The organism is Pseudomonas entomophila, assembly GCF_013523165.1.
GTDB lineage: Bacteria > Pseudomonadota > Gammaproteobacteria > Pseudomonadales > Pseudomonadaceae > Aquipseudomonas > Aquipseudomonas entomophila_A.
Genome location: NZ_JAAMQI010000012.1, coordinates 94,214 through 120,747 on the forward strand (window position 1 = coordinate 94,214; position 26,534 = coordinate 120,747).

The window sequence follows — 26,534 nt, forward strand, 5'->3', positions numbered from 1 at the left end:
GCCTGCAGCGGGACGCACCTCAGAGAGGCTCGGCCCACAGGTCGTACTCGTCGGCGTCGACCACGCGGCAGCGTACCGTGTCGCCGGGCTTGAAGCCGTGGTCGCCGTCGATGAACACGCTGCCGTCGATCTCCGGGGCGTCGAAGAAGCTGCGACCGACCGAACCTTCGGTTTCCACCTCGTCGATCAACACGTCGATTTCCCGACCGATGCGCTGTTGCAGACGGGCCGCGCTGATGGCCTGCTGGTGCGCCATGAAGCGGTCCCAACGGTCCTGCTTGATGGCATCCGGCACCTCGTCCAGGCCCAGTTCGTTGGCCGGCGCACCTTCGACAGGGGAGTACTGGAAGCAGCCGACACGGTCCAGTTGCGCCTCGGTCAGCCAGTCCAACAGGTACTGGAAGTCCTCTTCGGTCTCGCCTGGGAAGCCGACGATGAAGGTCGAACGGATCACCAGCTCCGGGCACTGCTCACGCCATTGCTTGATGCGCGTCAGAGTGCGGTCTTCGAACGCCGGGCGCTTCATCGACTTGAGCACCTTGGGGCTGGCGTGCTGGAACGGAATGTCCAGGTACGGCAGGATCTTGCCGGCGGCCATCAGCGGGATCACGTCGTCGACGTTCGGGTACGGGTAGACATAGTGCAGACGCACCCAGGCACCCAGCGTGCTCAAGGCTTCGCACAGCTCGAGCAGGCGTGTCTTGACCGGGCGGCCGTTCCAGAAATCGGTCTTGTAGCGCACGTCCACGCCATAGGCGCTGGTGTCCTGCGAGATCACCAGAAGCTCCTTGACCCCGGCCTTGACCAGGCGCTCGGCTTCGCTCAGCACCTCGCCGACCGGACGGCTGACCAGCTTGCCGCGCATCGACGGGATGATGCAGAAACTGCAGCTGTGGTTGCAGCCTTCGGAAATCTTCAGGTAGGCGTAGTGACGCGGGGTCAGCTTGACGCCTTGCGGCGGCACCAGGTCGATCAACGGGTTGTGGTCCTGACGCGGCGGGACCACTTCGTGCACGGCATTGACCACCTGCTCGTACTGCTGCGGGCCGCTCACCGAGAGCACGCTCGGGTGCACGTCACGGATATTGCCTTCCTCGACGCCCATGCAACCGGTGACGATGACCTTGCCGTTTTCCTTGATGGCCTCGCCGATGACTTCCAACGACTCGGCCTTGGCACTGTCGATGAAGCCACAGGTGTTGACCACCACCACGTCGGCATCTTCGTAGGTTGGCACGACTTCGTAACCTTCCATGCGCAGTTGCGTGAGGATGCGCTCGGAATCGACCAGCGCTTTCGGGCAACCCAGCGAAACGAATCCGACCTTCGGGATGGAAGATGCAGGCGTGGTGGACATGACTAACCTCGGTATTGAATGCAGGTCGCCCACCGGAATCGGGGGCGAGCTTGACGGGCGCTTCTGGCGCCTCTGATCAAAAAGTGCGCAATTCTAGCGATCACGGGGTCGCTTGACCAGTGGAAATGCGACGAGCGTGCGCAGGCGCGGCAAAAGGCACGCATGTGTCGGGTGATCGTGCAGGGTCGAGGGGGTAGGGCAGCCTCGAAGGTCTCGAGTCCTGTCGCGATGCGCTTCATTTCGTTCGGAGAATAGCGGTGACGCAAACAAGCGGGTGCCTTGACGGGATCGACAGGGTATTCCATCAATGACATCGCCCGCTTTGCGACTCGACCTGTATTCATGAATGCGTGAAAGCAGAGGGTGCGGCATCGAAAAGCGTCCAAGGCGCGTCGTTTTCAAGATGAAAGCGAACAGGCGCATCGATTGCCTTACAGACAACTGGAGTTACCAATATGGAACGAGTCACGCCTACAGGCGCCAAGCCTGTTTCTATAAACATGAGGGCCGATCCGAAGCGACGAGACCTCATTGATGCGGCCGCTGAAATTCTCAGCGTTGACCGGACCAGCTTCATTCTTGATGCGGCCTGCCGGCGTGCAGAAGAAGTCATCGTGGATCGTAAGCTGTTCGTACTTAGCGAGGAGGCGTTTGACCGATTCGAGAAAGCGCTCGATGCACATCCCATCAGGAGCAACGAATGCGTCAAGAGCCTGCTTGTAAGACCAAAACCTTGGAGCTGACGCCTCCAGAGAAGTTGGCTGAGCACCATGGGATCTCTGAGTTCGACTGCGGTGAGCCGTCGATCAATGACTTCTTACGTCACAAAGCGTTGAAGGCTCAGGCATGCCAAGCATGCCGTGGTGTACGTCGTATGCTTCAAGGGCACGCATGATGTCGCTGCGTATTACACGCTTTCCAACAGTGCGATCGATCGCCAGTACGGTGCGACTGCCAGGATCCGTCGCAATGCGCCCGACCCGCTGCCTGTGACCGTTCTGGGCCGCATGGGCGTGACAGCTTCGGCGGCGGGGCACGGCTTATCGCTTGCACTGCTCGCAGATGCGGTCGAGCGAAGTCTGATGGCCTCTGAGATGATCGGGTCCACCGCATTGATCGTGCGCCCGCTGACCGAGCGACCTGCCTCATACTATGCGAAGTATGGTGGATTCATCCCGTGCCCTGATCTTGCTCCAATGACGATGATGCTACCCCTGCGGTAGCACGTTCCCGCAAGCCCGCGCCTGGCGGGGTCATCGCTGTCGTGCAGGCTTGACCGGCGTCCTGATCGGCCGGAGAGCCTCAGGTTGCCTCGAGCGGACGTTGCCACGCCCGTGACCTGGCGGCTAACCGCTCTGGCAGACGTTGCGCTATGCTTCGCGCCGTTGGCCCGGTGGGTCCGGGCGCCCTCAATATCATCCGCCGCGCGGCTGCCGATCAGGCACTGTCCGACCGGCAGCAACAGATCATCACGGCCTTCGCAGGCCATCAGTGGGAGCAGTCGATGGTTCAGGCAAGCAGCCCTGCCGAAGGCGGGCAGGGTATCACGCGTTCGGTGAGCCTGTTGGTGGCCGCGGTCGGCGTGGTCTATGGCGACATCGGTACCAGCCCGCTCTATACGCTCAAGGAAGTGTTCTCGGGCGGTTATGGCGTGGCGGTGAACCATGACGGTGTGCTGGGTATCCTGGCCCTGATCTTCTGGTCGTTGATCTGGGTGGTCTCGATCAAGTACATCCTGTTCATCCTGCGCGCCGACAACCAGGGCGAGGGTGGCACCATGGCGCTGACGGCCTTGGCCCGACGCGCCGCGGCGCCGTACCCACGGTTGCGCATGCTGATGGTCGGGTGCGGTCTGGTGGGCGCTTCGCTGTTCTACGGCGACAGCATGATCACCCCGGCCGTTTCGGTACTCTCGGCAGTGGAGGGCATGGGCCTGGCGTTCGACGGCATCGACCATTGGGTGGTGCCGATCGCGCTGGTCGTGCTGGTGGGGCTGTTCGTGGTGCAGAAGCACGGCACCGCGAAGATCGGCACCTTGTTCGGGCCGGTCATGGTGCTCTGGTTCCTGGTGCTCGGCGCGCTGGGTATCCACGGCATCGTGCAGAGCCCGGAAGTGCTAAAGGCCGTGAATCCGGCCTGGGCAGTGCGGTTCTTCGTGGTCCATCCCGGCATGGGGGTGGCGATCCTGGGCGCGGTGGTGCTGGCGCTGACCGGCGCCGAAGCACTGTATGCCGACATGGGGCACTTCGGCCGCAAACCGATCGCCCGCGCCTGGTTCCTGCTGGTGCTGCCCGCGCTGGTGCTCAACTACTTCGGCCAGGGCGCCCTGCTGCTGCAGGACCCGGACGCCGCGCGCAACCCGTTCTACCTGCTGGCGCCGTCCTGGGCGCTGCTGCCGCTGATCGGCCTGGCCACGCTGGCGACGGTGATTGCCTCGCAGGCGGTGATTTCGGGGGCGTTCTCCTTGACCCAGCAAGCCATCCAGCTGGGCTACATCCCGCGCATGCAGGTGCAGCACACCTCCAGTGCCGAGCAGGGGCAGATCTACATCGGCGCGGTGAACTGGACGCTGATGGTCGGCGTGGTGCTGCTGGTGCTGGGCTTCGAGTCGTCCGGTGCGCTGGCCGCTGCCTATGGCGTCGCCGTGACCGGCACCATGCTGATGACCACGTTGCTGGTGGCGGTGGTGATGCTGCTGCTGTGGAAGTGGCCGCCGCTGCTGGCGGTGCCCGTCCTGCTCGGCTTCCTGGTGGTCGATGGGCTGTTCTTCGCCGCCAACCTGCCCAAGGTGCTGCAGGGCGGCGCCTTCCCGGTGATCGCCGGGTTCGTGCTGTTCGTGCTGATGAGCACCTGGAAGCGCGGACGACAGATTCTCGTCGAGCGCATTGGCGAAGGCTCGCTGCCCTTGCCGGTGTTCATCGACAGCATTGCCGTGCAACCGCCCCATCGGGTCGAGGGGACCGCCGTGTTCCTGACCGCCCGCGCCGACGCCGTGCCCCATGCGCTGCTGCACAACCTGCTGCACAACCAGGTGTTGCACCGCCAGGTGGTGCTGTTGACGGTGATCAGCGAGGACCGTCCTCGGGTGCCGGAGGCCGAGCGCTTCGAAGTGCTGGACCACGGCAATGGCTTCTTCCGCGTGCTGTTGCACTACGGGTTCATGGACGAGCCGGACGTACCGGCAGCGCTGGCGCTGTGCCAACGGGACGACCTGAACTTCAGCCCCATGCGCACCACGTACTTCCTCAGCCGGGAAACGGTGGTGGTGTCGCGCCTGGAAGGCATGGCGCGCTGGCGCGGCACCTTGTTCGCCTTCCTGCTGAAGAACGCCAACGGCACCTTGCGTTTCTTCAAGCTGCCGTTGAACCGGGTGATCGAGCTGGGCACGCAGGTGGAGATCTAAGTCAGGTCTCCACCGGCAGACCCGTCCTCCCGACTCAGGGTTGGCCGGGCGTGCCGCCCTTGCCTTGGCGTGCGTCGATCTCGCCCACCAGGCGCTTGGCCAGGGCAGGGTAGTTCTCGTCGAAGTGGTGCCCACCCGGCAGCTTGACCCGCTCACCCACCGCGGTGCTGTCGGTGCAGCCACTCTCGTCGGCTTCCTCTTCGCCGTAGATGCACACCACCTTGTCCGCCGGCAGACGCGCCATGTCCGGGCCGGTGGGCGCTTCCTGGCCTTCCTTGCCCAGCCACCCCTCGACCTCGATCTCGAAGCTGCCACTGCGGGCGAAGGCGAGCAGGATGATGGCGTCGACGCGCTGCTGGTCTTCGGCCGGCAGGCGGTTGTAGATCGCCGGCAGGACATCGGCACCGAACGAATACCCGGTCAGCACGAAGCGCTTGGTGCCCCACTTGTGACGGTAGTGCTGCATCAGCTCCACCAGGTCGGTGGCGCTCTGCTCGGGCGTCTTGTGCTGCCAGTAGTAGCGCAGGGTGTCGATGCCGACCACGGGGTAGCCGAGCTTGGCCATTTCCCCGGCGACGTCGCGGTCCAGGTCACGCCAGCCGCCGTCACCGGACAGGAACAGGGTGACGGTGTCGCTGGCCTGGCCGGCAGGCACCTCGACCACCGGAATGCTCAAGGCGGTGCCGTCCGGGCCGACCAGGGCCTGGGTCAGCTGGTTCTTCAGCACCTGCGGCAGGTGGATGTCGTAGTCGCTGATGCTGGTGTCGGCATTGGCCTGGTTGCGCACGAACGCGGCGCTGGCGTCGTCCGGGTTGTCGTTCCAGGCCACGCTCCAGTGACCATGGGCGGCCGAGGTCGGCAGGGCCTGCGCGCACCCGGCCTGCTCGGTCTTGAAGTCCACGGAGAGTGCATGCGCCTGATCGTCGTTCTGGCCAGCCAGCCAGCGCCAGGCCTCGGTGGCCCCGGCGCCGATACCGGCGACCAGGGTCGGGGTGCCGGACAGCGCCCCGAAGGCATCGGTCATGGCCTTGTGCTGGGCCATGCAGTCCGTGTCCGGCAGCACCACCTGGACCAGTTGCGCAGCGCCCGCCTGGCTCAGGTCGAGCAGCTGCCGTTCGGTCAGCCCTTGGCCGGCCGGCACGCCGATGACCACGCGGGCCTTGGCCTGGCCGGACGGGGTGACCTTGATCAGGTCGCCACCACCCTGGTTCGAGGCCAGGTGTTCGAGGTGTGGTGCAGGCGCCGGGCGTGTCCAGAACCAGAAGCCCGCTGCCGCAATGGCCACGAGCAGCACTACGCACAACAGAGACAGTCGAGAGCGTCGAGTCATCAGCGTTTCACCAATCCAGTCAGGCCGCCTGCGATCAGGGCGGCAGTGTCAGCCAGGGCCACCAAGGGGTCCAGGCCGGCAGGGACGGCCATGTAGCGCGGCTCCCAGTCAGGCTGGAACTTGTCCTTGAAGCGGCGCAGGCCTTGGAAGTTGTACAGGTGTTCGCCGCGGCGGAACACCATCGAGCCCAGGCGTTGGGTCAGCGGCGCGCCACGGCGTGGTTGCAGGCCGGACAGCGGCACCATCCCCAGGCTGAAGCGCTGGTAGCCTTCGGTCTTGTAGTGCAGGATCAGCCCCAGCATCATGAATTCCATGGTCAGCTTCGGTGCCTCGGGGTGCGCCCGCATCAGGTCCAGGCTGGCCAGCTCCTTGCTGTGGGTTTCCAGCAGGTTGGCGAACGCCACGGGCCGACCCTGGAAGCGGATCAGCGCGATGCGGAAGTAGCGCAGGTACTCGGGGCTGAAGCGGCCCAGGGAGAAGCCTTTCTCGCGCACGTTCTTGTTGCCCAGCCAGGCGTCGGAAATCACCTTGAGTTCGTCCAGCGGTGCCTTGCCCGGCTCGTGGATCTCCAGGCTCAGGCCGTCACGGCCCCCGCGGTTCCAGGTGTAGCGCAGGTCCTTCATCTCCTTGCCCTTGGCGTCGAGATCGAACCGGCACAGGTCGACCCGGGCTTCCTCGCCCAACTTGATCGCGGTCAGGCCGATGTCCATGTAGAACGGCAGGTTCTCGGCACGGACCTGGTAGAACACCGGGCGGGCGTGGTGCACGTCGCACAGGTCGCGGAACTGCCAGATCATCTCGGCACGTTCCTGGGGCGGGCCGATGGGGTCGTACAGGGCCACCAGGCTGCGGCCACGGCGTGCGTACATCAGAAAGGCGTTGTCGCTGGGGTGGAACAGCAGGGCCTTGTCGCCGGTCAGGGCCAGGCCACCATCGGGCTGGTCGGACGCCTGCAGGATGCGATTGGCGCGGTCGAGCTCCTGCTCGGGCGGCAGATGGATCATCGGACGGGCCGTGCGCAGCAGCCAGGTCAGTGCGACGAACACCAGCAGCACGGCACTGCCCAGGGCAGCGCGCAGGGCGCGTGGCGCATCCGCGTCGAGGGTGAACTGCCACCACAGCTCGCGATCGTAGGGCACGTCTTCGAAGGCGAACAGCAGCAGCCAGATCGAGGCGCCGATGACGCAGGCGCTCGCCACCAGGTAGACCGGCGAGAAGGGCAGTTCGAGCAGACGGCTGGGCCGGTAGAACGAACGCCGGAACAGCGCCAGCAGCGACGCCGTGATGGTCAGGATGCTGGCTTCTTCCCAGTCGAAGCCTTTGAGCAGCGAAAGCACCGCGCCCACCAGCAGCAGCACGGTGGTCAGCAACCAGGCGGCCGACAGGCGACGACGCAACCCCTGTGCCAGCAACAGGCACAGCACGCCGACCAGGCTGGCGCCGAAGTGCGACGCATCGATCAGCCGATGCGGAATCAGAAAGCCCATGTGCTCCAGGCGGGTGTCGATCTCCGGCGTGGCACCGGAGAACAGCAGCACCACGCCCGACAGGAACACCAGGATCGCCAGGACCGGCGCGGCCAGGCCCGAGGCGGCCTTGAGCGCCTGGTGAGCGAATAGCAGGCGGCGCGCTTCGCTGGCCAGCAGCACGGCGCAGGCGACCAGCAAGGGCAGCACCACGTAGATCAGCCGGTACAGCAGCAGGGCAGCGGCCAGGGGCGCAGCGCCGAGCTGGTTGGCGAAGGCCGCGAGCAGGATCGCTTCGAAGACACCGACGCCGCCCGGCACGTGACTGAGCACACCAGCCGCCAGTGCCAGCAGGTAGACCAGCACGAAGGCGCCGAAAGGCGGTGCTTCAGGCAGCAGCAGGTAGAGCACGGTGGCCGCCACCAGCACGTCCAGTGCGGTGATCAGCAACTGCAAGGCGGCCAGCCGCGGCGCAGGCAGGCGCAACGTGTGACGACCGACCTGCACCAGCAGGTTGTTGGCCAGGGGCTGTTCGGGCAGGCGGCGACGGTACACGCCGATGGCCAATGCCGCGCACAGCGCCAGGGTGGTGCCGGCGATGGCGGCCAGCACACCGGCTGGCAACCGCAGGGCCTGAGCGGCCGCTGGCAGGTCGCTCAGCAGTGCCACGGCAGCCAGAGGCGGTAGTGCACACCCCAGCGACAGGCTGGCGAACACGGTCATCCGGGCCACGTCACCCGCGCCGAGCCCGTGACGGGCATACAGGCGATAGCGAACCGAGCCGCCGGACAGCATCGACAGCCCGACGGCGTTACCCACGGCGAACGCGCAGAAACCGCCCATCGCCAGGGCGCCGCCAGGTAGCGGCGCATTGGCGTAGCGACTGGCCGACCATTCGTAGCCCAGCAGGACCGTGAACCCGACTGCCGTGGCCAGCAAGGCACCGGACAACGACGAGGCGGGGACTTCGGTGACGGCGTCGCGCAGGGCGTTGAGGTCCAGTTCGCTGAGCAGGTGCCAGCAGGCCAGCAGGGCGATCGCGAACAGCACCAGCGTCAACGCCAACCCGATGGGTTGTCGATAGCGACTGAGCCGGTCCAGCCACGGCAGGCGTTGGGCGGCGGCAGGTAGTGCCGCGGTGACCGGAGAGGAGGTATCGGGTGCCGGCGTGTTCATGTCATACCCCACGCGGCACCGTGGAAGCAAAAGCGGAATGCGGCCAAGTGAAAATCCCTTTGGAAAACGTGTCCTGATAGTACTCTGTGGCAGAGAGGTTGGATCGATTCAGGATAGTTAAAGAATGTTCATATGGTAGGACGAATGCGACAGCGTGCCAGGCGTCGAGGGACGCCGGAGCGCAGCAGGGCAGTTGCAGGCGGGCTGAAAGCAACAAACCCCGCGCTACCGAGGTAGGCGGGGTCTGTTCTGACGATATGGTTGCGGGAGCCGGATTTGAACCGACGACCTTCGGGTTATGAGCCCGACGAGCTACCAGGCTGCTCCATCCCGCGTCAGTGGGGCGCATTCTACAGCGTACGGCCGAGGTGTCAAGGCTTACTGTTTGATTTGCCTATGTTTTTTGAGCGGAAATGAAAAAGGCCACTGTCGGGACAGTGGCCTTTTTCCAAGATGGTTGCGGGAGCCGGATTTGAACCGACGACCTTCGGGTTATGAGCCCGACGAGCTACCAGACTGCTCCATCCCGCGTCAGAGGTGCGCACTCTACAGGGTATGGCGAGCCTGTCAAGGAAGAAGTGCCGATTCGCTCGCATGAGGGACAAAACCCTTTGATCGAGCGAAACGAAAAAGGCCACTGCGTGAACAGTGGCCTTTCTCTAAGTTGGTTGCGGGAGCCGGATTTGAACCGACGACCTTCGGGTTATGAGCCCGACGAGCTACCAGGCTGCTCCATCCCGCGCCTGTGAGATGAGATTCTACGGATATTCCTTCCCTTGTCAAGCGATTGCTTGAAAAAAGCGTTTTCAGGTCAGGACGTTAGCGCGCTTGCTGGGGTTTCAGCCCGTTCGGTGCCCAGGTTTCGGCGCGCCGACAGTCGTGATGGCTGCCCCGGCGTCCGATGATCGGGTACTATCTGTATGAATCTACAGTGGTGTCTGTCATCCATGTCCACGCGCAAGATCATTCATATCGACTGCGACTGCTTCTATGCCGCCATCGAAATGCGTGACGACCCGCAACTTGCGGGCCGGCCCATGGCCGTGGGCGGGTCGGCCGAGCGGCGCGGGGTGATCGCCACCTGCAATTACGAAGCACGCGCCTACGGCGTGCGTTCGGCCATGTCGTCCCGGCACGCCTTGAAGCTGTGTCCGGACCTGATCATCGTCAAGCCCCGCTTCGACGCCTACAAGGAAGCCTCGCGCGAGATCCAGGCCATCTTCCGCGACTACACCGAGCTGATCGAGCCGTTGTCGCTCGACGAGGCCTACCTTGATGTCACCGACAGCCACTGGTTCGCCGGCAGCGCCACGCGTATCGCCGAAGACATTCGTCGACGCGTGGCGCGCACGCTGCACATCACCGTGTCTGCCGGGGTCGCGCCCAACAAGTTCCTGGCCAAGATCGCCAGCGACTGGCGCAAACCCAACGGCCTGTTCGTCATCACGCCGGTGGAGGTAGAAGCCTTCGTTGCGCAGCTGCCGGTCAATCGCCTGCACGGCGTGGGCAAGGTGACCGCAGACAAGCTGGCGCGCCTGGGCATCGTCACCTGCACCGACTTGCGCGCATGGTCGCGTGTGGACCTGGCGCGTGAATTCGGCAGTTTCGGCGAGCGCTTGTGGGGCCTGGCACGCGGTATCGACGATCGGATCGTGCAGCACGACAGCCGCCGTCAATCGGTCAGCGTGGAAAACACGTTCGACACGGACCTGCCGGACCTCGACGCCTGCCTGGACAAGCTGCCGGGCCTGCTGGCGACCCTGGACGAGCGCATTGGCCGCATGGATGGCAGTTACCGGCCAGGCAAACCCTTCGTCAAGGTCAAGTTCCATGACTTCAGCCAGACCACGCTGGAACAGTCGAGGGCCGGGCGCGACCTGGACAGCTACCGCCAACTACTGGGCCAGGCCTTCGCCCGTGGCGGCAAGCCGGTCAGGTTGCTGGGGGTAGGGGTGCGGCTGCAGGACTTGCGAGGCGCGGCGGAGCAACTGGAGCTGTTTCAGGAGTCGTGAGCGGTGGCAGAGCAGGCCGGTCGATCGGCCGGCCCTGCCTGCCACGCGGCGGCAGGGCGTCAATGGGTGCCGGGGTCGGCTACCAATCGGCCTGTCTGCTGCCGGAGCGACTGGAGGAAATCGCGCTGCAATTCGGGATCGTTGCGCGTGAGCTCCACCAGGCTTTGCTCCAGATCGCTGGCCTCTTCCTCGAGTCCCAGCTCGGCCAGGCGCTTGATCCGATGCACCCAGTGCGACACGTCGTCGTCTTCGAGGTCATCGAAGATCAGGTGTCGCGCCTCGGGCAGCGCGCGCCGTAGCTTGTCGCTGATCAGCAGCGTCGTGTCGCCACGCAAGCCGGCCTCTTCGTCGGTCGCCTGCAAGTGCAGGGTGCCGATCCGGCTCAGGTCCTGTTCGGCGAACGGGCTCTCCAGCAGGTTGAGGCGAACCACGCCGTTGTCGTCGGTGGCGAATTCGTGGGTCAGCTTGCCTGCCTTGACCTCGAGCGGATGCTCGGCCCAGGGCAGGTTGGTGGATTCTTCGCGTTGTCCTTTGCGGGTCTCGCTCAGGCTGGCGAGGTTTTGCTGAGCCCGGCCATTGGACTGCACGTTCATGAACGGGTTGAGGCCCGCCACGCCGTAGTCCAGCCAGTCGCGGGTGACGCTGTCGGGCAGCGTGCCCATGGCGAAGACGTTCACCACATTGGCGCCCAGCCCTGCGACCACCGCCACGGCACCCAGCGGGATCTCGTAGACCTCCCGCCAGGGCTGGTACGGCGTGTAGCGATCGTAATGGCGAGTGACCTCGAACTCCGTGACCTCGAAGCGTCGCCGCTCGGTCACGCGGACGCGACGCTGCGGCAGCTCCATGACCTGGGGTTCGCCCGCGTCGATCTGCAAGGTGTGCTCGAGCAGCTTTCGCTCGACCCGGTCTTCATGCTCGCTGCGCTGGGACATCTGGTTGGCGCAGCCGCTGACGAGCAGGGCGCCGCTCAAGGCGGCTCCTGCCAGGGTATGGGTACTTCGCTTGGACATGTTCACTCGCGCAAGGGTGGGTCAGCGGCGCACGCGCGCTTGCAGGAACGTCAGCACCTCTGCCAGCGGCAACGGTTGGGCATCCTGCTCGGTACGGTGCTTGTATTCGACATTGCCTTCGGCCAGGCCGCGATCGGACACCACCACACGGTGGGGGATACCGATCAGTTCCATGTCGGCGAACTTGATGCCAGGGCTGGTCTTCTTGTCACGGTCGTCAAGCAGCACCTCGAAGCCGGCTGCGGTCAGCTCGGCGTACAGGGTGTCGGTGGCCTCGCGCACGGCTTCGGTTTCGTAGCGCAGGGGCACGAGAGCGATCTGGAAGGGCGCCAGGGTGTCGTTCCAGATGATGCCCTTGTCGTCGTGGCTCTGCTCGATGGCCGCGGCCACGACGCGCGAGACGCCGATCCCGTAGCAGCCCATGGACAGTACGACCGGCTTGCCATTCTCGCCCAGGACCTGACACTTGAGCGCTTCGCTGTACTTGGTGCCGAGCTGGAAGATGTGGCCGACTTCGATGCCGCGCTTGATGACCAGGGTGCCTTGGCCGTCCGGGCTCGGGTCGCCCTCGACCACGTTGCGCAGGTCGGCGACTTGCGGAACGGGCAAGTCACGCTCCCAGTTCACGCCGAAATAGTGTTTGTCGTCGATGTTGGCGCCCACGACGAAGTCGCTCATCAGCGCGACCGAACGGTCGATGACGCACTCCAGCGGCAGGTTCAGCGGGCCCAGCGAGCCAGCACCGGCGCCGATGGCGTCGCGCAGGTCGCTGTCGGTGGCCATGACCAGCGGGTCGGCGACCTGGGGCAGCTTGACCGCCTTGATTTCGTTGAGTTCGTGGTCGCCACGGATCACCAGGGCGATCAGCTTGCCTTCCTCGGCACCGCGCACGATGAGCGTCTTGACGGTCTTCTCGATCGGCGTGTCGTGCTGCTCAACCAGTTGCGCGATGGTCTTGGCGTGTGGCGTGTCGATCAGGCGCAGCGCTTCGGTGGGCGCTGGACGCACGGTCTCGCGCGGCACCGCTTCGGCCTTTTCGATGTTGGCCGCATAGTCGGAGCTGTCGCTGAAGATCACATCGTCTTCGCCGGACTGGGCCAGGACGTGGAATTCATGGGAATAGCTGCCACCGATCGAACCGGTGTCGGCCTGCACCGGACGGAAGTCCAGGCCCAGGCGGGTGAAGACGTTGGTGTAGGCCTGGTGCATGCGGTCGTAGGTTTCCTGCAGGGAAGCCTGGTCGGCATGGAAGGAGTAGGCGTCCTTCATGATGAACTCGCGACCGCGCATCAGGCCGAAGCGTGGGCGGATCTCGTCGCGGAACTTGGTCTGGATCTGGTACATGTTGAGCGGCAGCTGCTTGTAGCTCGACAGCTCGTTGCGCGCCAGGTCGGTGATCACTTCCTCGTGGGTCGGGCCGACGCAGAAGTCACGGTCGTGGCGGTCCTTCACCCGCAGCAGCTCGGGACCGTACTGTTCCCAGCGGCCCGACTCCTGCCACAACTCGGCAGGCTGGATGCTCGGCATCAGCACTTCCAGGGCACCGGCGGCGTTCATTTCTTCGCGCACCACGGTTTCGACCTTGCGCATCACGCGCAAGCCCATCGGCAGCCAGGTGTAGAGGCCGGAAGCCAGCTTGCGGATCATCCCGGCACGCAGCATGAGCTGGTGGCTGATGACCACTGCGTCGGCAGGGGTTTCTTTCTGGGTGGCGAGCAGATATTGACTGGTGCGCATGGTGGGCCGTGTCGATTGCCTGGACGTTGAAGATGACCGCACATTGTACGGGGGCGGGGCGAAAGCGTACAGGATGCCCCAGGGCGGGGCGATTGTCAGCCAAGAAAAAGCCCGGCATCGCTGCCGGGCCTCGTGACGCGTGCCGAACCCTTACAGGATGCTCAGCGGGTACTCGACGATCAGACGCAGTTCGTCGATGGAGGACGAGCCGTAGTACACGCCGTCCGAGGAGCGGTAGGTGGCCTGGCGAACGCGGAAGCTCAGGTCCTTGGCAGGGCCTTCCTGCAGCACGTACTTGACGTCCACGTCGCGTTCCCATTCCTTGCCGTTGTCGGTGGTGGCGGTGTTGGCGCCGGTACCACGCACGTAACGGGTCATGAAGCTCAGGCCGGGAATGCCGTACTCGGCGAAGTTGAGGTCGTAGCGGGCCTGCCAGGAACGCTCGTCCTCGGCGTTGAAGTCAGAGCGGGCCACCGAGTTGTTCAGGTACACGGTACCGCCGCCATCGACGCCGTAGCCATAGTCGCCGTCGCCGCTGACGCGCTGGTAGGCCAGGGTGAAGGTGTGGGCGCCGAGGTTGTAGGCGCCGGACAGGCTGAAGGCGGTGTTGTCGAGCTTGGTCACGCCATCGTTGGCGGCGCGCTGCAGGCCGGCGCCATCGCTCTTGGTGTCGTAGATGTTGAAGTCGAACACCAGGCCTTGCTTGTCGGACAGCGGCAGGGCGAAGTTCACGTTGCCGTACACCTTGCGCCAGTAGTCCTCGACCTTGGAGTAGTAGAGGCTGGTGCTGAGGGTGTCGGTGAAGGCGTAGGTGCCGCCGACGACGTTGGCCGACTTCAGGTTCAGGCTGTCATGGTAGGTCTGGTTCTGCGCGTTGAGGGCGGTGAAGCGACCGGCGTGCAGGGTCAGGCCCTTGATTTCCTTGCTGGTGATGAGCGCGCCCTGGGCGACTTCCGGCAGCAGTCGGCTGTCGTCGGTGGCGAACACGGGCAGGGCGGTGATCTGGTCGCCGACCTTCAGCACGGTGTCGGAGATGCGCAGCTTGACGGCGCCGCCGACTTCCGAATATTCATCTTGTGCACGGCCGTCGTCACCGTACGGGAACAGGCCGGTGCCGGCGCGACCGCGGCCGCTGTCGAGCTTGACGCCGAGCATGCCGATGGCGTCGAACCCTACGCCCACGGTGCCTTGGGTGAAGCCGGACTCGTAGGTGCCCAGGAAGCCCAGGCCCGTTTCTTCGGCACGGCTCTTGGAGCCGGCAGGCGAGTTACGGAAGTCACGGCTGAAGTACAACATGCGAGTCTTGAGGGTCAGCGTGCTGTCTTCGATGAAACCTTTGGCTTCGTCCTGAGAAGAAGCCACGGCCAGTTGCGAAGTCCCCGCCGCAACGGCCAGGGCGATCATGCTCCACTTCATCACGCGCATCGTGATGTGCTCCTTTGTGTTATAGAGGAAGAGTCTACCGCGCCCTGTTTCTTGTTATGGGTGCGGCTCTTTTCTTGTTATGCCGACGCAGCATATAGCACGCCGGCCTGGCCTTGACGAGAGGTGAGATTTCACTTTTCGTGTCATTCGTTACCCCTTGTCGCATCTAGCGTTTTCAAGGCACGCGCCGCTGGTCAACCGTGGGTGCAGTCATTGCGATCTCACGCATGCGCCATGGGCGGCACGGGCAAAAAAACAGACCTTTTCGACGTTCTTCCTGGGTCGCTACAGGCTGTCGTTGTCGATCTCGTGTCCTGGTTTCCCAGCAACTGCCGACTCTGCTTGAGCAAATGCAACAAGCGTGCTCAAACCCGGTTTTCCCTAATGAAATTTTCACATTTTTTTATCGAGTCATGGACCTTGCCCGCAAATACGGGGTCTGGGTCCGCTTGCAGGGCGCACGGGTACACGGTCGCAGGGCAGGGCGTCTGGCTCGCGTTGTTACCGTTTGCGAGCAATGTGCTACCTCGGCAGGAGCGCCCCGTGACGATGTGCCTTCTTATGGTGCGAAAGGTAGCGCTGTGTTACCGCTTTCGGTGCGCACGCTCGCCTCGGGCGCCGCGTGCCGGGGTTGACCAAAGCCATGTATCCTTGCCCGCTCAGTAAGGCCGTCGAGCCTTGGCCGCCTTCACCGTCTGCAAGGAGAGACCCCGTGTTCAGCCTCGATCCACGTCTGCAACAGGACACCCATGTCCTGGGCGATTTTCCGCTCTGTCGCCTGTTGCTGAGCAACGATGCCAACTACCCCTGGTTCATCCTCGTGCCGCGGCGTGCGGACATCAGCGAACTGTTCCAGCTCGACGAAGCCGACCAGCAGACCCTCTGGCAGGAGACCACGCGGTTGGCGCAGTGGCTGGGCCAGGCGTTTCGCGCCGACAAGATGAACGTGGCGAGCCTGGGCAACGTGGTCAGCCAGTTGCACATGCACGTGGTCGTGCGGCGCAAGGACGATGCGGCCTGGCCCGCCCCGGTCTGGGGCAAGGTGCCGGCCCTTGCGTATGCCGAGGGACAGCTCGAAGCCATCCGTCAGCGCGTGCGGACAGTGCTGCCCGCCGAGTGCCAGTTCGTGGAGGCCTGCGCATGAGCCTGGAGACACGCATGATGGACCTGGAAAGCCGCCAGGCCTTCCAGGACGATACCCTCCAGGCGCTCAACGACGTGGTGGTCGAGCAGGCACGGATCATCGAGCGTCTGCAGTTGCAGATGGTCGAGCTGCTCAGGCGTCACGAGGAGTTGAGCAGTCAGTTCGGTGTCGGCGAAGAAGAGGCGCCACCACCTCATTATTGAGGCGTGACGAAAGCGGCGGGGGCTTGGAGGGGACAATCGCCAGGCATTCGCCCGGCGATCGCACAGGAGGGTCGTTCAGCGGCGCGGAATGGCGATGACGTCCTCGGCTTGCAGCCCCTTGTCTCGGTGCATGACCGAGAACTCCACTCGCTGACCTTCCACCAGAACCCGGTGACCGTCGCCGCGGATCGCCCGGAAGTGAACGAAGATATCGTCACCCGAGTCTCTGGAAATGAAGCCGAACCCCTTCGATGTGTTGAACCACTTCACCGTGCCGGTATCACGCTCGGTGGTGTCGAAGGTGGCGCTGGAGGTCGAGCGCACCGGGCGTGGGGTGCGTGCCAGGCACGCGTAGAGGTGCAGGGCGACGGCCAGCAACGCACACAGCAGCGAGAGCGTGGCGCCCGGTTCCGGCAGGGCGAGCAGGGCGATGGTCTGCAGGATAACCGCAGCCACCAGCAAGGTGCTGCTCAGACGCTGAACCTGCAGGCGTGCACCGGACAGGCGCGGGATGACCGGCGCCAGCGTCAGGTTGAGCAAGCCGAGCAGGCCCAGGTAGACCGCCTGGGGTTGTTGCAGCAAGGGCATGGCGTCCATGCGCAGGCTGGGGATGAACGCCAGCAGCAAGGCAGCGACGCCCGTCACGAGATGAAGGATCTTGAACATGTCAATTGACTCACATTGATAAGGCCGATCACAGGAAGAGCTGGCGCCGCAGCACGCGGGAGAGGTGAAGCAGGGGTGCGACGAGCCAGCCTATGCACCCGGGCATTGACGATCCGCACGGGTGGCACGCTGCCTATTTAACCGCAAAGGCGGGGGCTACTCAAATCAGGACGCCTGCGCTGCCATGGCGCATGCGGGCATCGACAGGTCTTGATAGAGTGTGACCTGCCCATTCGATCAACACGATTTACGGTACAAGGGGAATGAAATGGCAATCGATATCGGTATCAGTGAAGAAGACCGCAAGTCCATCGTCGACGGGCTGTCGCGGCTGCTGTCGGACACCTACGTGCTCTACCTCAAGACCCACAACTTCCACTGGAACGTCACGGGGCCGTCCTTCCGCACGCTGCACCTGATGTTCGAGGAGCAGTACAACGAGCTGGCCCTGGCGGTGGACTCGATCGCCGAACGCATCCGTGCGCTGGGCTTCCCGGCGCCCGGTTCCTATGCCTTCTATGCCCGTCATTCGTCCATCAAGGAAGAAGACGGCGTGCCGCCGGCCGACGAGATGATCCGCCAGCTGGTGCAAGGTCAGGAAGCGGTCGTGCGCACGGCGCGCAGCATCTTCCCGGTCGTCGACAAGGTCAGCGACGAGCCGACCGCCGACCTGCTGACCCAGCGCATGCAGGTGCACGAGAAGACCGCCTGGATGCTGCGTGTGCTGCTCGACGGCAAGTGACAGCGTTCGGGTCGCTGACCGTGTAAGGCGCGTGCCCGTCCCGAAAGGGTCGGGCATTTTCATGGCCGCAGGAAAACCTTGCCGCTGCTCTCGCAGGCGTCGGCGTCGCTTCATGGGCACCGTGCAATGACGCACGGGACCTGTGCAATCGGGAGCGACGACCATGCAAGCACTGCCGGCAACCCTCAAGCCTGCGCCGCGCCAAGGGCGCTGGCCCAGCAAGCCCTGCATCGACCCTTTCGACACCCAGTTCGACATGAGCCAGGCGCGGCCGGTCTCGCGCTCGGTCAGGCTCAACGGCTTCGCCACCTGTCTGCGCCTGGAGCGCGTCTACTGGCATATCCTCGAGCGTATCGCCGTGGCCAACGGCTGCTCGGTGAGCGCCGTGCTGTCCTACCTCGACCGCGAAGTGCACCTGCGCCACGGCGGCGTGAAGAACTTCAGTGGCCTGGTGCGTGTGGTGTGCGTCAACTGGCTGCTCGATCCGCCGCCGGGACTTCGCGCGGCAGGCAGGCTGCACAGCCACCCCTAACCATATATAATCCCGCTCTTTGCTCCCAGTAACACTCAGCGTTGCGGTTGACGAGAGACGTCCATGCCCCTTTACGACTACCACTGTGCCTCCTGCGATCATCGGCTGGAGGCCCTGCAAAAGATCAGCGCCGCGCCGCTGGTCGACTGCCCGGCCTGCCAAGCGCCGGCCTTGAAGAAGCAACTCTCGGTGCCCGGCTTCCGTCTGGGCGGCACCGGCTGGTACGAAACCGACTTCAAGACCGGCGCCAAGAAGAACCTGGCTGGCGGCGACAAGCCCGACTGAGTTGAATTGCATCGACCGGTCTTGCAGTATCGGCCCTCAGGGCAGGCGCTCGAGGCCTCCACGACTACACGAATCACGAGAAGCGAAACCACCATCATGATGCGCAGCCACTATTGCGGCCAATTGAACGAGACCCTGGATGGTCAGGAAATTACCCTTTGCGGCTGGGTTCATCGTCGCCGCGACCACGGCGGGGTGATCTTCCTCGACATCCGTGACCGTGAGGGCATGGCCCAGGTCGTGTTCGACCCCGATCGCGCCGACACCTTCGCCGCCGCCGACCGCGTGCGCAGCGAGTACGTGGTGCAGATCACCGGCAAGGTGCGTCCCCGTCCGGCCGGTGCGGTCAACCCGAACATGGCGTCCGGCGCCATCGAAGTGCTGGGCTACGAGCTCAAGGTGCTCAACGAGGCCGAGACCCCACCGTTCCCGCTCAACGAATTTTCCGACGTCGGCGAAGAGACGCGCCTGCGCTATCGCTTCATCGACCTGCGTCGCCCGGAAATGGCCGAGAAGCTGCGTCTGCGTTCGCGCATCACCAGCAGCATCCGCCGCTTCCTCGACGAGAATGGCTTCCTCGATGTCGAGACGCCGATCCTGACCCGTGCCACCCCGGAAGGCGCGCGCGACTACCTGGTGCCGAGCCGCACCCACGCCGGCAGCTTCTTCGCCCTGCCGCAGTCGCCGCAACTGTTCAAGCAGTTGCTGATGGTCGCCGGCTTCGATCGCTACTACCAGATCGCCAAGTGCTTCCGCGACGAAGACCTGCGTGCCGACCGCCAGCCGGAATTCACCCAGATCGACATCGAGACCAGCTTCCTCGACGAACGCGAGATCATGGGCCTGACCGAAGGCATGATCCGCAAGCTGTTCAAGGAAGTGCTGGACCTGGAGTTCGGCGACTTCCCGCACATGACCTACGAAGAGGCCATGCGTCGCTACGGTTCCGACAAGCCTGACCTGCGCAACCCGCTGGAGCTGATCGACGTCGCCGACCAGCTCAAGGACGTGGACTTCAAGGTCTTCGCCGGGCCGGCCAACGATCCGAAGTGCCGCGTGACCGCACTGCGCCTGCCAGGCGGCGCGAGCATGCCGCGCAGCCGCATCGACGAGTACACCAAGTTCGTCGGCATCTACGGTGCCCGCGGTCTGGCGTACATCAAGGTCAACGAGCGCGCCAAGGGCGTCGAAGGCCTGCAGTCGCCGATCGTCAAGAACATCCCCGAGGCCAACCTGAACGTGATCCTCGACCGCGTCGGTGCGGTCGATGGCGACATCGTGTTCTTCGGTGCCGACAAGGCCAAGGTGGTCAGCGAAGCGCTGGGCGCCCTGCGCATTCGTCTGGGTCACGACTTCGAGCTGCTGACCTGCGAGTGGGCGCCGCTGTGGGTCGTCGACTTCCCGATGTTCGAAGAGAACGACGACGGCAGCCTGAGCGCGCTGCACCACCCGTTCACCGCGCTGAAGTGCTCGCCGCAGGAGCTGGAGGCCAATCCGGCCACCGCGCTGTCGCGTGCCTACGACATGGTGCTCAACGGCACCGAGCTGGGTGGCGGTTCGATCCGTATCCACCGCAAGGAGATGCAACAGGCGGTGTTCCGCCTGCTGGGCATCGAGGCCGACGAGCAGCAGGAGAAGTTCGGCTTCCTGCTCGACGCCCTCAAGTACGGTGCACCACCCCACGGTGGCCTGGCCTTCGGCCTGGACCGCCTGGTGATGCTGATGACCGGCGCCCAGTCGATCCGTGAAGTGATCGCGTTCCCGAAAACCCAGAGCGCCGCCGACGTCATGACCCAGGCCCCAGGCCAGGTCGATGCCAAGGCGCTGCGCGAGCTGCACATCCGTCTGCGCGAGCAGACCAAGGTCGAGTAAGCCAGTCCCGAGACGCGCCCAACCGGGCGCGTCTTGCATTGGGTCGACAGGTTTCCGGCAGCGCCCGTGGACGGGGGCTGCCTTGTACGTTTCAAAGAATTCGGAGTCGTTATGGCTGGTCATTCCAAGTGGGCGAACATCAAGCACCGCAAAGAGCGCCAGGATGCCAAGAGAGGCAAGGTCTTCACCAAGTGGATCCGCGAACTGACCGTCGCGGCCAAGCAGGGCGGCCCTGACCCGGCGTCCAACCCGCGTCTGCGCCTGGCGCTGGACAAGGCACTCGGCGCGAACATGAGCCGTGACATCATCGACCGTGCCGTGGCACGGGGTGCGGGCACCAATGAGAGCGACAACGTCGAGGAACTGACCTACGAAGGCTATGGCCCGGGCGGCGTGGCGATCATGGTCGAGGCCATGACCGACAACCGCAACCGGACGGCCGCGGCGGTGCGCCATGCGTTCACCAAGTGCGGGGGCAACCTGGGCACCGACGGCTCGGTGGCCTACCTGTTCGAGCGCAAGGGTCAGCTCAGCTTCGCCCCGGGTGTGGCCGAAGATGCGCTGATGGAAGCGGCCATGGAGGCCGATGCCGACGATGTGGTCAGCCACGACGATGGCGCCTTCGACGTCATGACCTCGTTCAATGCGTTCTATGCCGTGCGCACCGCGCTGGAGGAGGCCGGGTTCAAGGCCGCCGACGCCGAGATCATCATGCAGCCGACCACCAGTGCCGAGCTGGATCAGGAGGGGGCCGAGAAGGTGCTCAAGCTGATCGACATGCTCGAGGACCTGGACGACGTGCAGAACGTGTATTCCAACGCTCAGATTTCCGACGAGATCCTGGAACGGCTCAACTGAGTTAGACTCCAGAGGCCGGAGCTTGCGCAGCGTACAGAACGCCTCGGAAGCTGCGGCCTTTGTCATTTCGTGGCGCCACACCGCGCCTCATGCATGCAGGCTTTATGACTCTCATCTTAGGTATCGACCCCGGGTCGCGGATCACCGGCTACGGTGTGGTCTTGCAGACCGCGCGTGGCTGCGAGTACGTGGCATCGGGCTGCATCCGCACGGGCGCTGGGGAGCTGCAGGAACGCCTGCAGATCGTCTTTCGCGGCGTGCGTGACATCATCCGCCAGCATGGCCCGGTCACCATGGGGATCGAGCGGGTGTTCATGGCGCGCAATCCCGATTCGGCGCTCAAGCTGGGCCAGGCACGGGGTGCGGCCATCGTCGCCGCCGTCGAGGAGGGCCTGGAGGTCGCCGAATACAGCGCCACCCAGGTCAAGCAGGCCGTGGCGGGCACGGGCGGCGCCAACAAGGAGCAGGTGCAGCTGATGGTGATGCACCTGCTCAAGCTCACCCAGAAGCCGCAGATCGACGCCTCCGACGCCCTGGCCATCGCCATGTGCCACGCCCACACCCGTTCCAGCCTGGTGCCGCACGGCCTGGGCGCGGCCCGACGACGCGGCGGGCGCTTGCGTCTGTAGCAGCTTCATGCCCTGATACATCTTTTGGCCGTGCGGCGCGTCCGTGCGGCCCATTTGCTGATAGGGTGGCTCGGTCTCCGGTCGAGCGCCCGTTAAAAGGATCGAAACGTGATTGGACGTTTGCGCGGCACCCTGGCGGAAAAACAGCCGCCGCACCTGATTGTCGACATCAACGGCCTGGGTTACGAGCTGGAAGTGCCGATGACCACGCTGTACCGCTTGCCCAAGCTCGGCGAGACGGTGACCCTGCACACCCACCTGGTGGTGCGCGAGGACGCCCACCTGCTGTACGGCTTTTTCGAGAAGCGCGAGCGCGAGCTGTTCCGCGAGCTGATCCGGCTCAACGGCGTCGGCCCCAAACTGGCCCTGGCGCTGATGTCCGGCCTGGAAGCCGACGAGCTGGTGCGCTGCGTGCAGGCCCAGGATGCCACCGTGCTGGTACGCGTTCCGGGCGTCGGCAAGAAGACCGCCGAGCGCCTGCTGGTCGAGCTCAAGGACCGCTTCAAGGCCTGGGCCACCTCGCCGGCGATGTTCACCCTGGTCTCCGACGGGCCGTTGCCGGCGAGCACGGCGCCGAGCGCCGAGGCCGACGCCATCAGTGCGCTGGTGTCGCTGGGCTACAAGCCACAGGAGGCCAGCAAGGCCATCGCCGCCATCGACGGCAAGGCGGGCATGACCAGCGAAGAACTCATTCGTCGTAGCCTCAAGGGGATGATCGTCAAGTGATCGAAGCCGACCGACTGATCGCCGCCAGCGGGCGCGATCGCGAAGAAGTGCAGGACCGGGCCATTCGCCCGCTGCGCCTGGAGGACTATATCGGTCAGCCGGTGGTGCGTGACCAGATGGGGCTGTTCATCCAGGCCGCCCGTGGGCGCAACGAATCGCTCGACCATACGCTGATCTTCGGCCCGCCAGGGCTGGGCAAGACCACCCTGGCCAACATCATCGCCAACGAGATGGGCGTCTCGGTCAAGAGTACCTCCGGGCCGATCCTGGAGCGGCCGGGCGACCTGGCCGCCATGCTGACCAACCTCGAGCCGCACGACGTGCTGTTCATCGACGAGATCCATCGGTTGTCGCCCGTGGTCGAGGAAGTGCTGTACCCGGCGATGGAGGACTTTCAGCTCGACATCATGATCGGCGAAGGCCCGGCAGCGCGCTCGATCAAGCTCGACCTGCCGCCGTTCACCCTCGTGGGCGCGACCACCCGTGCCGGCATGCTGACCAACCCCTTGCGCGACCGCTTCGGGATCGTCCAGCGGCTGGAGTTCTACGGCAACCAGGACCTGGCGACCATTGTCGCCCGTTCGGCGGGCATTCTGGGCCTGGTCATCGAAGAGCAGGGCGCCTACGAGATCGCACGTCGCGCACGTGGCACGCCGCGTATCGCCAACCGCCTGCTGCGACGTGTGCGTGACTACGCCGAGGTGCGCGGCAAGGGCGAGATCACCAAGGCGGTCGCGGACATGGCGTTGAACCTGCTCGATGTCGACGAGCGCGGCTTCGATCACTCCGACCGGCGTCTGCTGCTGACCATGATCGAGAAGTTCGACGGCGGGCCGGTCGGGGTGGACAACCTCGCCGCGGCCATCAGCGAAGAGCGCCACACCATCGAGGACGTGCTCGAGCCGTACCTGATCCAGCAGGGCTACATCATGCGCACACCGCGCGGCCGTGTCGTCACGCGGCACGCCTATCTGCACTTCGGTCTGAACATTCCCGGACGGCTCGAGGACCCCCGGACATTTTCCGAGCCGAGCGACGGATGACCGATCGAAACCGGCTTTTTGCGGTCCTACCGCTGGCGTGGCGACAGGCCGCTCCCGCGACGGATCGGTGCGTGAAAAAACAGTTGCCCGGGCGGATTGGCAAGTCGAGGAGTAAGCACTAGAGTATGCGCGCGCAAAATGAGCTGGAACCGTTCGCACACCGGTGTCGCGTGTACTACGAGGACACCGATGCGGGCGGCGTGGTGTATTACGTCAATTACCTCAAGTTCATGGAGCGTGCACGCACCGAATGGCTTCGCCAGCTGGGGTTCTCCCAGTCCGCGCTTGCCGCTTCGAACCTGTTGTTCGTCGTTCACTCCAGCCAGGCACGCTACCACGCGCCCGCACGCCTGGACGACGCCCTGCGGGTGACCGCCCAGGTGCAGGAGATCAACCGTGCCAGCCTGCGCTTCGTGCAGCAGGTCTGGCGCGAGGCGGATGGGCAGTTGCTCTGCGAAGGGCAAGCGCTGGTGGCCGCCGTACGTGCCGATACATTCAAACCCCGGGCCCTTCCTCCTGAACTGCGCGACGCTTTCATGGCGAGCGGCCCGGGTACTCAATCGAACGCAGGAGATTAAGCGTGGAAGCTAACGTCGTCGACCATACCTCCATGTGGAGCCTGGTCAGTAATGCCAGCGTTGTCGTACAGCTGGTGATGCTGACCCTGGTGGCCGCATCGGTGACCTCGTGGGTCATGATCTTTCAGCGCAGCACCATGCTGCGTGCCGGTCGTCGTGCGCTGGATGCCTTCGAGGAACGCTTCTGGTCGGGTATCGACCTGTCCAAGCTGTACCGTCAGGCCGGCAGCAATCCGGACCCGGACTCGGGCGTGGAGCAAGTGTTCCGCGCAGGCTTCAAGGAGTTCTCGCGCCTGCGTCAGCAGCCGGGCGTCGATCCTGACGCGGTGATGGAAGGCGTGGGCCGTGCCATGCGCGTGGCCATCTCCCGCGAGGAAGAAAAGCTCGAGCAAGGCCTGCCGTTCCTGGCCACCGTCGGTTCCACCAGCCCGTACATCGGTCTGTTCGGCACCGTCTGGGGCATCATGAACTCGTTCCGCGGCCTGGCCAGCGCCCAGCAGGCGACCCTGGCCACCGTGGCACCGGGCATCGCCGAGGCCCTGGTGGCCACCGCGATCGGCCTGTTCGCCGCCATCCCCGCGGTCATCGCCTACAACCGTTTCGCGGCGCGCAGCGAAGTGCTGATCGGTCGTTACTACACGTTCGCCGACGAGTTCCAGGCAATCCTGCACCGTAAAGTGCACACCAGCGAAGAGTGAGCAGGTAGAAGCCCATGGCCCGAGTTCGCCAGAAACGCAAGCCAGTCGCCGAGATGAACGTGGTGCCTTACATCGACGTGATGCTGGTGCTGCTGGTCATCTTCATGGTGACCGCTCCCATGCTCAACCAGGGCGTGAAAGTCGACCTGCCCAAGGTGTCCAGCGAGGCGTTGCCTCAGGACAACAACGTGCAGATCCTCACCATCTCGATCAAGGCCGACAAGACCTACTACTGGAACCTCGGCAGCGAGGTCGACACCGACAAGCAGATGGACAAGGCCATGACCTTGCCGGACATGACCAGTGCCGTGACCAAGATCATCGCGGCCGGGCGCGACCAGGGCAAGCAGACCCAGGTCTTCATCCGCGGCGACAAGGCGGTCGACTACGGCGCCGTCATGGGCGCGATGGGCGGTTTGCAGCAGGCCGGTGTCGGTAACGTTGGCCTGATCACCGAGGCGCCCTGATGCAGCAGCGAGAGCCATCCGCCTCGGAGAGCTACTTCTGGCCCACGGTCTGCGCCGTCGGCCTGCACGTGCTGGTGTTCGGCCTGCTGTTCGTCAGTTTCGCCATGACGCCGGAATTGCCGCCGTCGAAACCGATCGTTCAGGCTACGCTCTATCAGCTCAAGTCCAAGAGCCAGGCGACCACCCAGACCAACCAGAAGATCGCGGGAGAGGCCAAGAAGACCGCCGCACGCCAGACCGAAGTCGAGCAGCTCGAGCAGAAGAAGGTCGAGCAGCAGGCGGTGAAGGCTGCGGAACAAAAGAAAGCCGAGGCCGCTCAAAAGGCCGAAGCCGCGCGCGAGGCCGCCGAAGCCAAGAAGGCCGAAGACGCCGCCAAGACCGCAGAGGCCGCGAAAGCAGCCGAGGCCAAGAAGGCGGAGGCAGCGAAGGCTGCCGAGGCGAAGAAAGCCGACGAGGCCAAGAAGGCCGCGGAAAAACAGCAGGCCGACATCGCCAAGAAGAAGGCTGAGGACGAGGCCAAGAAGAAGGCGGACGAAGAGGCCAAGAAGCAGGCCGAGGACGCCAAGAAGCAGGCGGCCGAGGAGGCCAAGAAGCAAGCGGCTGAAGACGCCAAGAAAAAGGCGGCCGAAGACGCGAAGAAAAAAGCCGCCGAGGACGCCAAGAAGAAAGCGGCGGCCGACGAGGCGAAGAAGAAGGCTGCCGAGGAGGCCAAGCAGAAGGCCACCGCGGACGCCCAGAAGAAAAAGGCCCAGGAGGCGGCGCGCAAGGCAGCGGAAGACAAGAAGGCTCAGGCCCTGGCCGAACTTCTGTCCGACAGCACCGAGCGTCAGCAGGCGCTGGCCGACGAGCGTGGTGACCAGGTGGCCGGCGATTTCGACGACCTGATCCGCATGCGCGCTTCCGAAGGGTGGGCTCGTCCGCCTTCGGCACGCAAGGGCATGGCCGTGGTGCTGCAGATCAACATGCTGCCCGATGGCACCGTCACCAACGTGAGCGTGGCACGCTCCAGTGGCGATGGGCCGTTCGACAGCTCGGCAGTGGCAGCGGTGAAGAACATTGGACGCTTGACCGAGATGCAAGGGCTGAAACCTAACGATTTCAACCCGTACCGCTCATTCAAGATGACATTTACACCTGAGGATCTCGCGTTGTGATTAAAGTGCTCAGAGGAT

Annotated in this window: 24 protein-coding genes and 3 tRNA genes; 17 read left to right on the forward strand and 10 right to left on the reverse strand. The window is 64.5% G+C overall.

The window, feature by feature from the left end:
- Nucleotides 1-19 precede the first annotated feature (19 nt).
- Entirely contained in the window at nucleotides 20-1,357 is a 1,338-nt protein-coding gene (rimO, locus tag G7Z99_RS11830; protein ID WP_181094021.1) for a 30S ribosomal protein S12 methylthiotransferase RimO, read from the reverse strand.
- A 455-nt stretch (nucleotides 1,358-1,812) separates the two neighbouring features.
- Between rimO and G7Z99_RS11835 the strand changes: the two genes are divergently transcribed.
- Together G7Z99_RS11835 and G7Z99_RS11840 are read left to right on the forward strand one after the other, a co-directional pair.
- Nucleotides 1,813-2,100 (forward strand): type II toxin-antitoxin system TacA family antitoxin, encoded by a 288-nt coding sequence (locus tag G7Z99_RS11835; RefSeq protein WP_181094023.1) that lies wholly within the window; start codon nucleotides 1,813-1,815, stop codon nucleotides 2,098-2,100.
- A gap of 761 nt (nucleotides 2,101-2,861) precedes the next feature.
- A complete protein-coding gene (locus G7Z99_RS11840) occupies nucleotides 2,862-4,760 on the forward strand; it encodes a potassium transporter Kup (protein ID WP_181094089.1) in 1,899 nt (632 codons plus the stop codon).
- A 34-nt stretch (nucleotides 4,761-4,794) separates the two neighbouring features.
- Here the strand turns inward: G7Z99_RS11840 and G7Z99_RS11845 are convergent, their stop codons facing one another.
- From G7Z99_RS11845 to G7Z99_RS11865, 5 genes are all read right to left on the reverse strand, one after another.
- Nucleotides 4,795-6,090: a virulence factor family protein gene (locus G7Z99_RS11845; RefSeq protein ID WP_181094025.1), complete on the reverse strand. Its 1,296-nt coding sequence runs from the start codon at nucleotides 6,088-6,090 to the stop codon at nucleotides 4,795-4,797.
- Nucleotides 6,090-8,732: a bifunctional lysylphosphatidylglycerol flippase/synthetase MprF gene (gene mprF, locus G7Z99_RS11850; RefSeq protein ID WP_181094027.1), complete on the reverse strand. Its 2,643-nt coding sequence runs from the start codon at nucleotides 8,730-8,732 to the stop codon at nucleotides 6,090-6,092. The genes G7Z99_RS11845 and mprF overlap by 1 nt, the downstream gene beginning before the upstream one ends.
- Nucleotides 8,733-8,990: 258 nt before the next feature.
- Nucleotides 8,991-9,067, reverse strand: a tRNA-Met gene (locus tag G7Z99_RS11855).
- Nucleotides 9,068-9,186: 119 nt separating this feature from the next.
- Nucleotides 9,187-9,263: transfer RNA gene (locus G7Z99_RS11860), tRNA-Met, on the reverse strand.
- Between the two features lie 134 nt (nucleotides 9,264-9,397).
- Nucleotides 9,398-9,474 (reverse strand) — tRNA-Met (locus tag G7Z99_RS11865).
- 205 nt (nucleotides 9,475-9,679) lie between these two features.
- Between G7Z99_RS11865 and dinB the strand changes: the two genes are divergently transcribed.
- Nucleotides 9,680-10,744, forward strand: coding sequence for a DNA polymerase IV (gene dinB / locus G7Z99_RS11870; RefSeq protein WP_181094029.1), 1,065 nt, complete (start codon nucleotides 9,680-9,682; stop codon nucleotides 10,742-10,744).
- A gap of 59 nt (nucleotides 10,745-10,803) precedes the next feature.
- Here the strand turns inward: dinB and G7Z99_RS11875 are convergent, their stop codons facing one another.
- The 3 genes from G7Z99_RS11875 to G7Z99_RS11885 all read right to left on the reverse strand — a co-directional run bounded on the left by G7Z99_RS11875 (nucleotide 10,804) and on the right by G7Z99_RS11885 (nucleotide 14,919).
- Nucleotides 10,804-11,757: a hypothetical protein gene (locus G7Z99_RS11875; protein ID WP_181094031.1), complete on the reverse strand. Its 954-nt coding sequence runs from the start codon at nucleotides 11,755-11,757 to the stop codon at nucleotides 10,804-10,806.
- Between the two features lie 21 nt (nucleotides 11,758-11,778).
- Complete coding sequence (locus tag G7Z99_RS11880) at nucleotides 11,779-13,494, reverse strand: proline--tRNA ligase (RefSeq protein ID WP_181094033.1); 1,716 nt, start codon at nucleotides 13,492-13,494, stop codon at nucleotides 11,779-11,781.
- 150 nt (nucleotides 13,495-13,644) lie between these two features.
- On the reverse strand, nucleotides 13,645-14,919 hold the full coding sequence (locus tag G7Z99_RS11885; protein WP_181094035.1) for an OprD family porin: 1,275 nt from the start codon (nucleotides 14,917-14,919) through the stop codon (nucleotides 13,645-13,647).
- Nucleotides 14,920-15,631: 712 nt separating this feature from the next.
- On the opposite strand from G7Z99_RS11885, the gene G7Z99_RS11890 reads away from it, so the two are divergent.
- Together G7Z99_RS11890 and G7Z99_RS11895 are read left to right on the forward strand one after the other, a co-directional pair.
- A complete protein-coding gene (locus G7Z99_RS11890; RefSeq protein WP_181094037.1) occupies nucleotides 15,632-16,063 on the forward strand; it encodes an HIT family protein in 432 nt (143 codons plus the stop codon).
- Nucleotides 16,060-16,266, forward strand: coding sequence for a SlyX family protein (locus G7Z99_RS11895; RefSeq protein WP_181094039.1), 207 nt, complete (start codon nucleotides 16,060-16,062; stop codon nucleotides 16,264-16,266). Before G7Z99_RS11890 ends, G7Z99_RS11895 begins: the two co-directional genes overlap by 4 nt.
- A 75-nt stretch (nucleotides 16,267-16,341) precedes the next feature.
- On the opposite strand, the gene G7Z99_RS20005 is transcribed toward G7Z99_RS11895, so the two are convergent.
- The gene (locus tag G7Z99_RS20005; protein WP_181094041.1) at nucleotides 16,342-16,932 is read right to left on the reverse strand and encodes a cold-shock protein; all 591 of its coding nucleotides are present in this window, start codon (nucleotides 16,930-16,932) and stop codon (nucleotides 16,342-16,344) included.
- Nucleotides 16,933-17,200: 268 nt separating this feature from the next.
- Here G7Z99_RS20005 and G7Z99_RS11905 point away from each other — a divergent pair, with 268 nt between their 5' ends.
- From G7Z99_RS11905 to tolA, 12 genes are all read left to right on the forward strand, one after another.
- Nucleotides 17,201-17,674 (forward strand): Dps family protein, encoded by a 474-nt coding sequence (locus G7Z99_RS11905; protein ID WP_060392898.1) that lies wholly within the window; start codon nucleotides 17,201-17,203, stop codon nucleotides 17,672-17,674.
- Between the two features lie 163 nt (nucleotides 17,675-17,837).
- The gene (locus G7Z99_RS11910) at nucleotides 17,838-18,206 is read left to right on the forward strand and encodes a ribbon-helix-helix domain-containing protein (protein WP_181094043.1); all 369 of its coding nucleotides are present in this window, start codon (nucleotides 17,838-17,840) and stop codon (nucleotides 18,204-18,206) included.
- A 63-nt stretch (nucleotides 18,207-18,269) separates the two neighbouring features.
- Complete coding sequence (locus G7Z99_RS11915) at nucleotides 18,270-18,491, forward strand: FmdB family zinc ribbon protein (protein ID WP_181094045.1); 222 nt, start codon at nucleotides 18,270-18,272, stop codon at nucleotides 18,489-18,491.
- Nucleotides 18,492-18,587: 96 nt separating this feature from the next.
- Nucleotides 18,588-20,363, forward strand: coding sequence for an aspartate--tRNA ligase (gene aspS / locus G7Z99_RS11920; RefSeq protein ID WP_181094047.1), 1,776 nt, complete (start codon nucleotides 18,588-18,590; stop codon nucleotides 20,361-20,363).
- A gap of 111 nt (nucleotides 20,364-20,474) precedes the next feature.
- A complete protein-coding gene (locus G7Z99_RS11925) occupies nucleotides 20,475-21,221 on the forward strand; it encodes a YebC/PmpR family DNA-binding transcriptional regulator (protein WP_181094049.1) in 747 nt (248 codons plus the stop codon).
- A gap of 104 nt (nucleotides 21,222-21,325) precedes the next feature.
- Complete coding sequence (ruvC, locus tag G7Z99_RS11930) at nucleotides 21,326-21,850, forward strand: crossover junction endodeoxyribonuclease RuvC (RefSeq protein ID WP_181094050.1); 525 nt, start codon at nucleotides 21,326-21,328, stop codon at nucleotides 21,848-21,850.
- A 108-nt stretch (nucleotides 21,851-21,958) separates the two neighbouring features.
- A complete protein-coding gene (gene ruvA / locus G7Z99_RS11935; RefSeq protein WP_181094052.1) occupies nucleotides 21,959-22,576 on the forward strand; it encodes a Holliday junction branch migration protein RuvA in 618 nt (205 codons plus the stop codon).
- Entirely contained in the window at nucleotides 22,573-23,619 is a 1,047-nt protein-coding gene (ruvB, locus tag G7Z99_RS11940; protein ID WP_181094054.1) for a Holliday junction branch migration DNA helicase RuvB, read from the forward strand. The genes ruvA and ruvB overlap by 4 nt, the downstream gene beginning before the upstream one ends.
- 125 nt (nucleotides 23,620-23,744) lie before the next feature.
- Nucleotides 23,745-24,197, forward strand: a complete 453-nt coding sequence (gene ybgC / locus G7Z99_RS11945) for a tol-pal system-associated acyl-CoA thioesterase (protein ID WP_181094056.1) — start codon at nucleotides 23,745-23,747, stop codon at nucleotides 24,195-24,197.
- Between the two features lie 2 nt (nucleotides 24,198-24,199).
- Nucleotides 24,200-24,895 (forward strand): protein TolQ, encoded by a 696-nt coding sequence (tolQ, locus tag G7Z99_RS11950; protein WP_181094058.1) that lies wholly within the window; start codon nucleotides 24,200-24,202, stop codon nucleotides 24,893-24,895.
- A gap of 14 nt (nucleotides 24,896-24,909) precedes the next feature.
- Nucleotides 24,910-25,362 (forward strand): protein TolR, encoded by a 453-nt coding sequence (gene tolR / locus G7Z99_RS11955; protein ID WP_181094060.1) that lies wholly within the window; start codon nucleotides 24,910-24,912, stop codon nucleotides 25,360-25,362.
- Complete coding sequence (gene tolA, locus G7Z99_RS11960) at nucleotides 25,362-26,516, forward strand: cell envelope integrity protein TolA (RefSeq protein ID WP_181094062.1); 1,155 nt, start codon at nucleotides 25,362-25,364, stop codon at nucleotides 26,514-26,516. Before tolR ends, tolA begins: the two co-directional genes overlap by 1 nt.
- Nucleotides 26,517-26,534 lie beyond the last annotated feature (18 nt).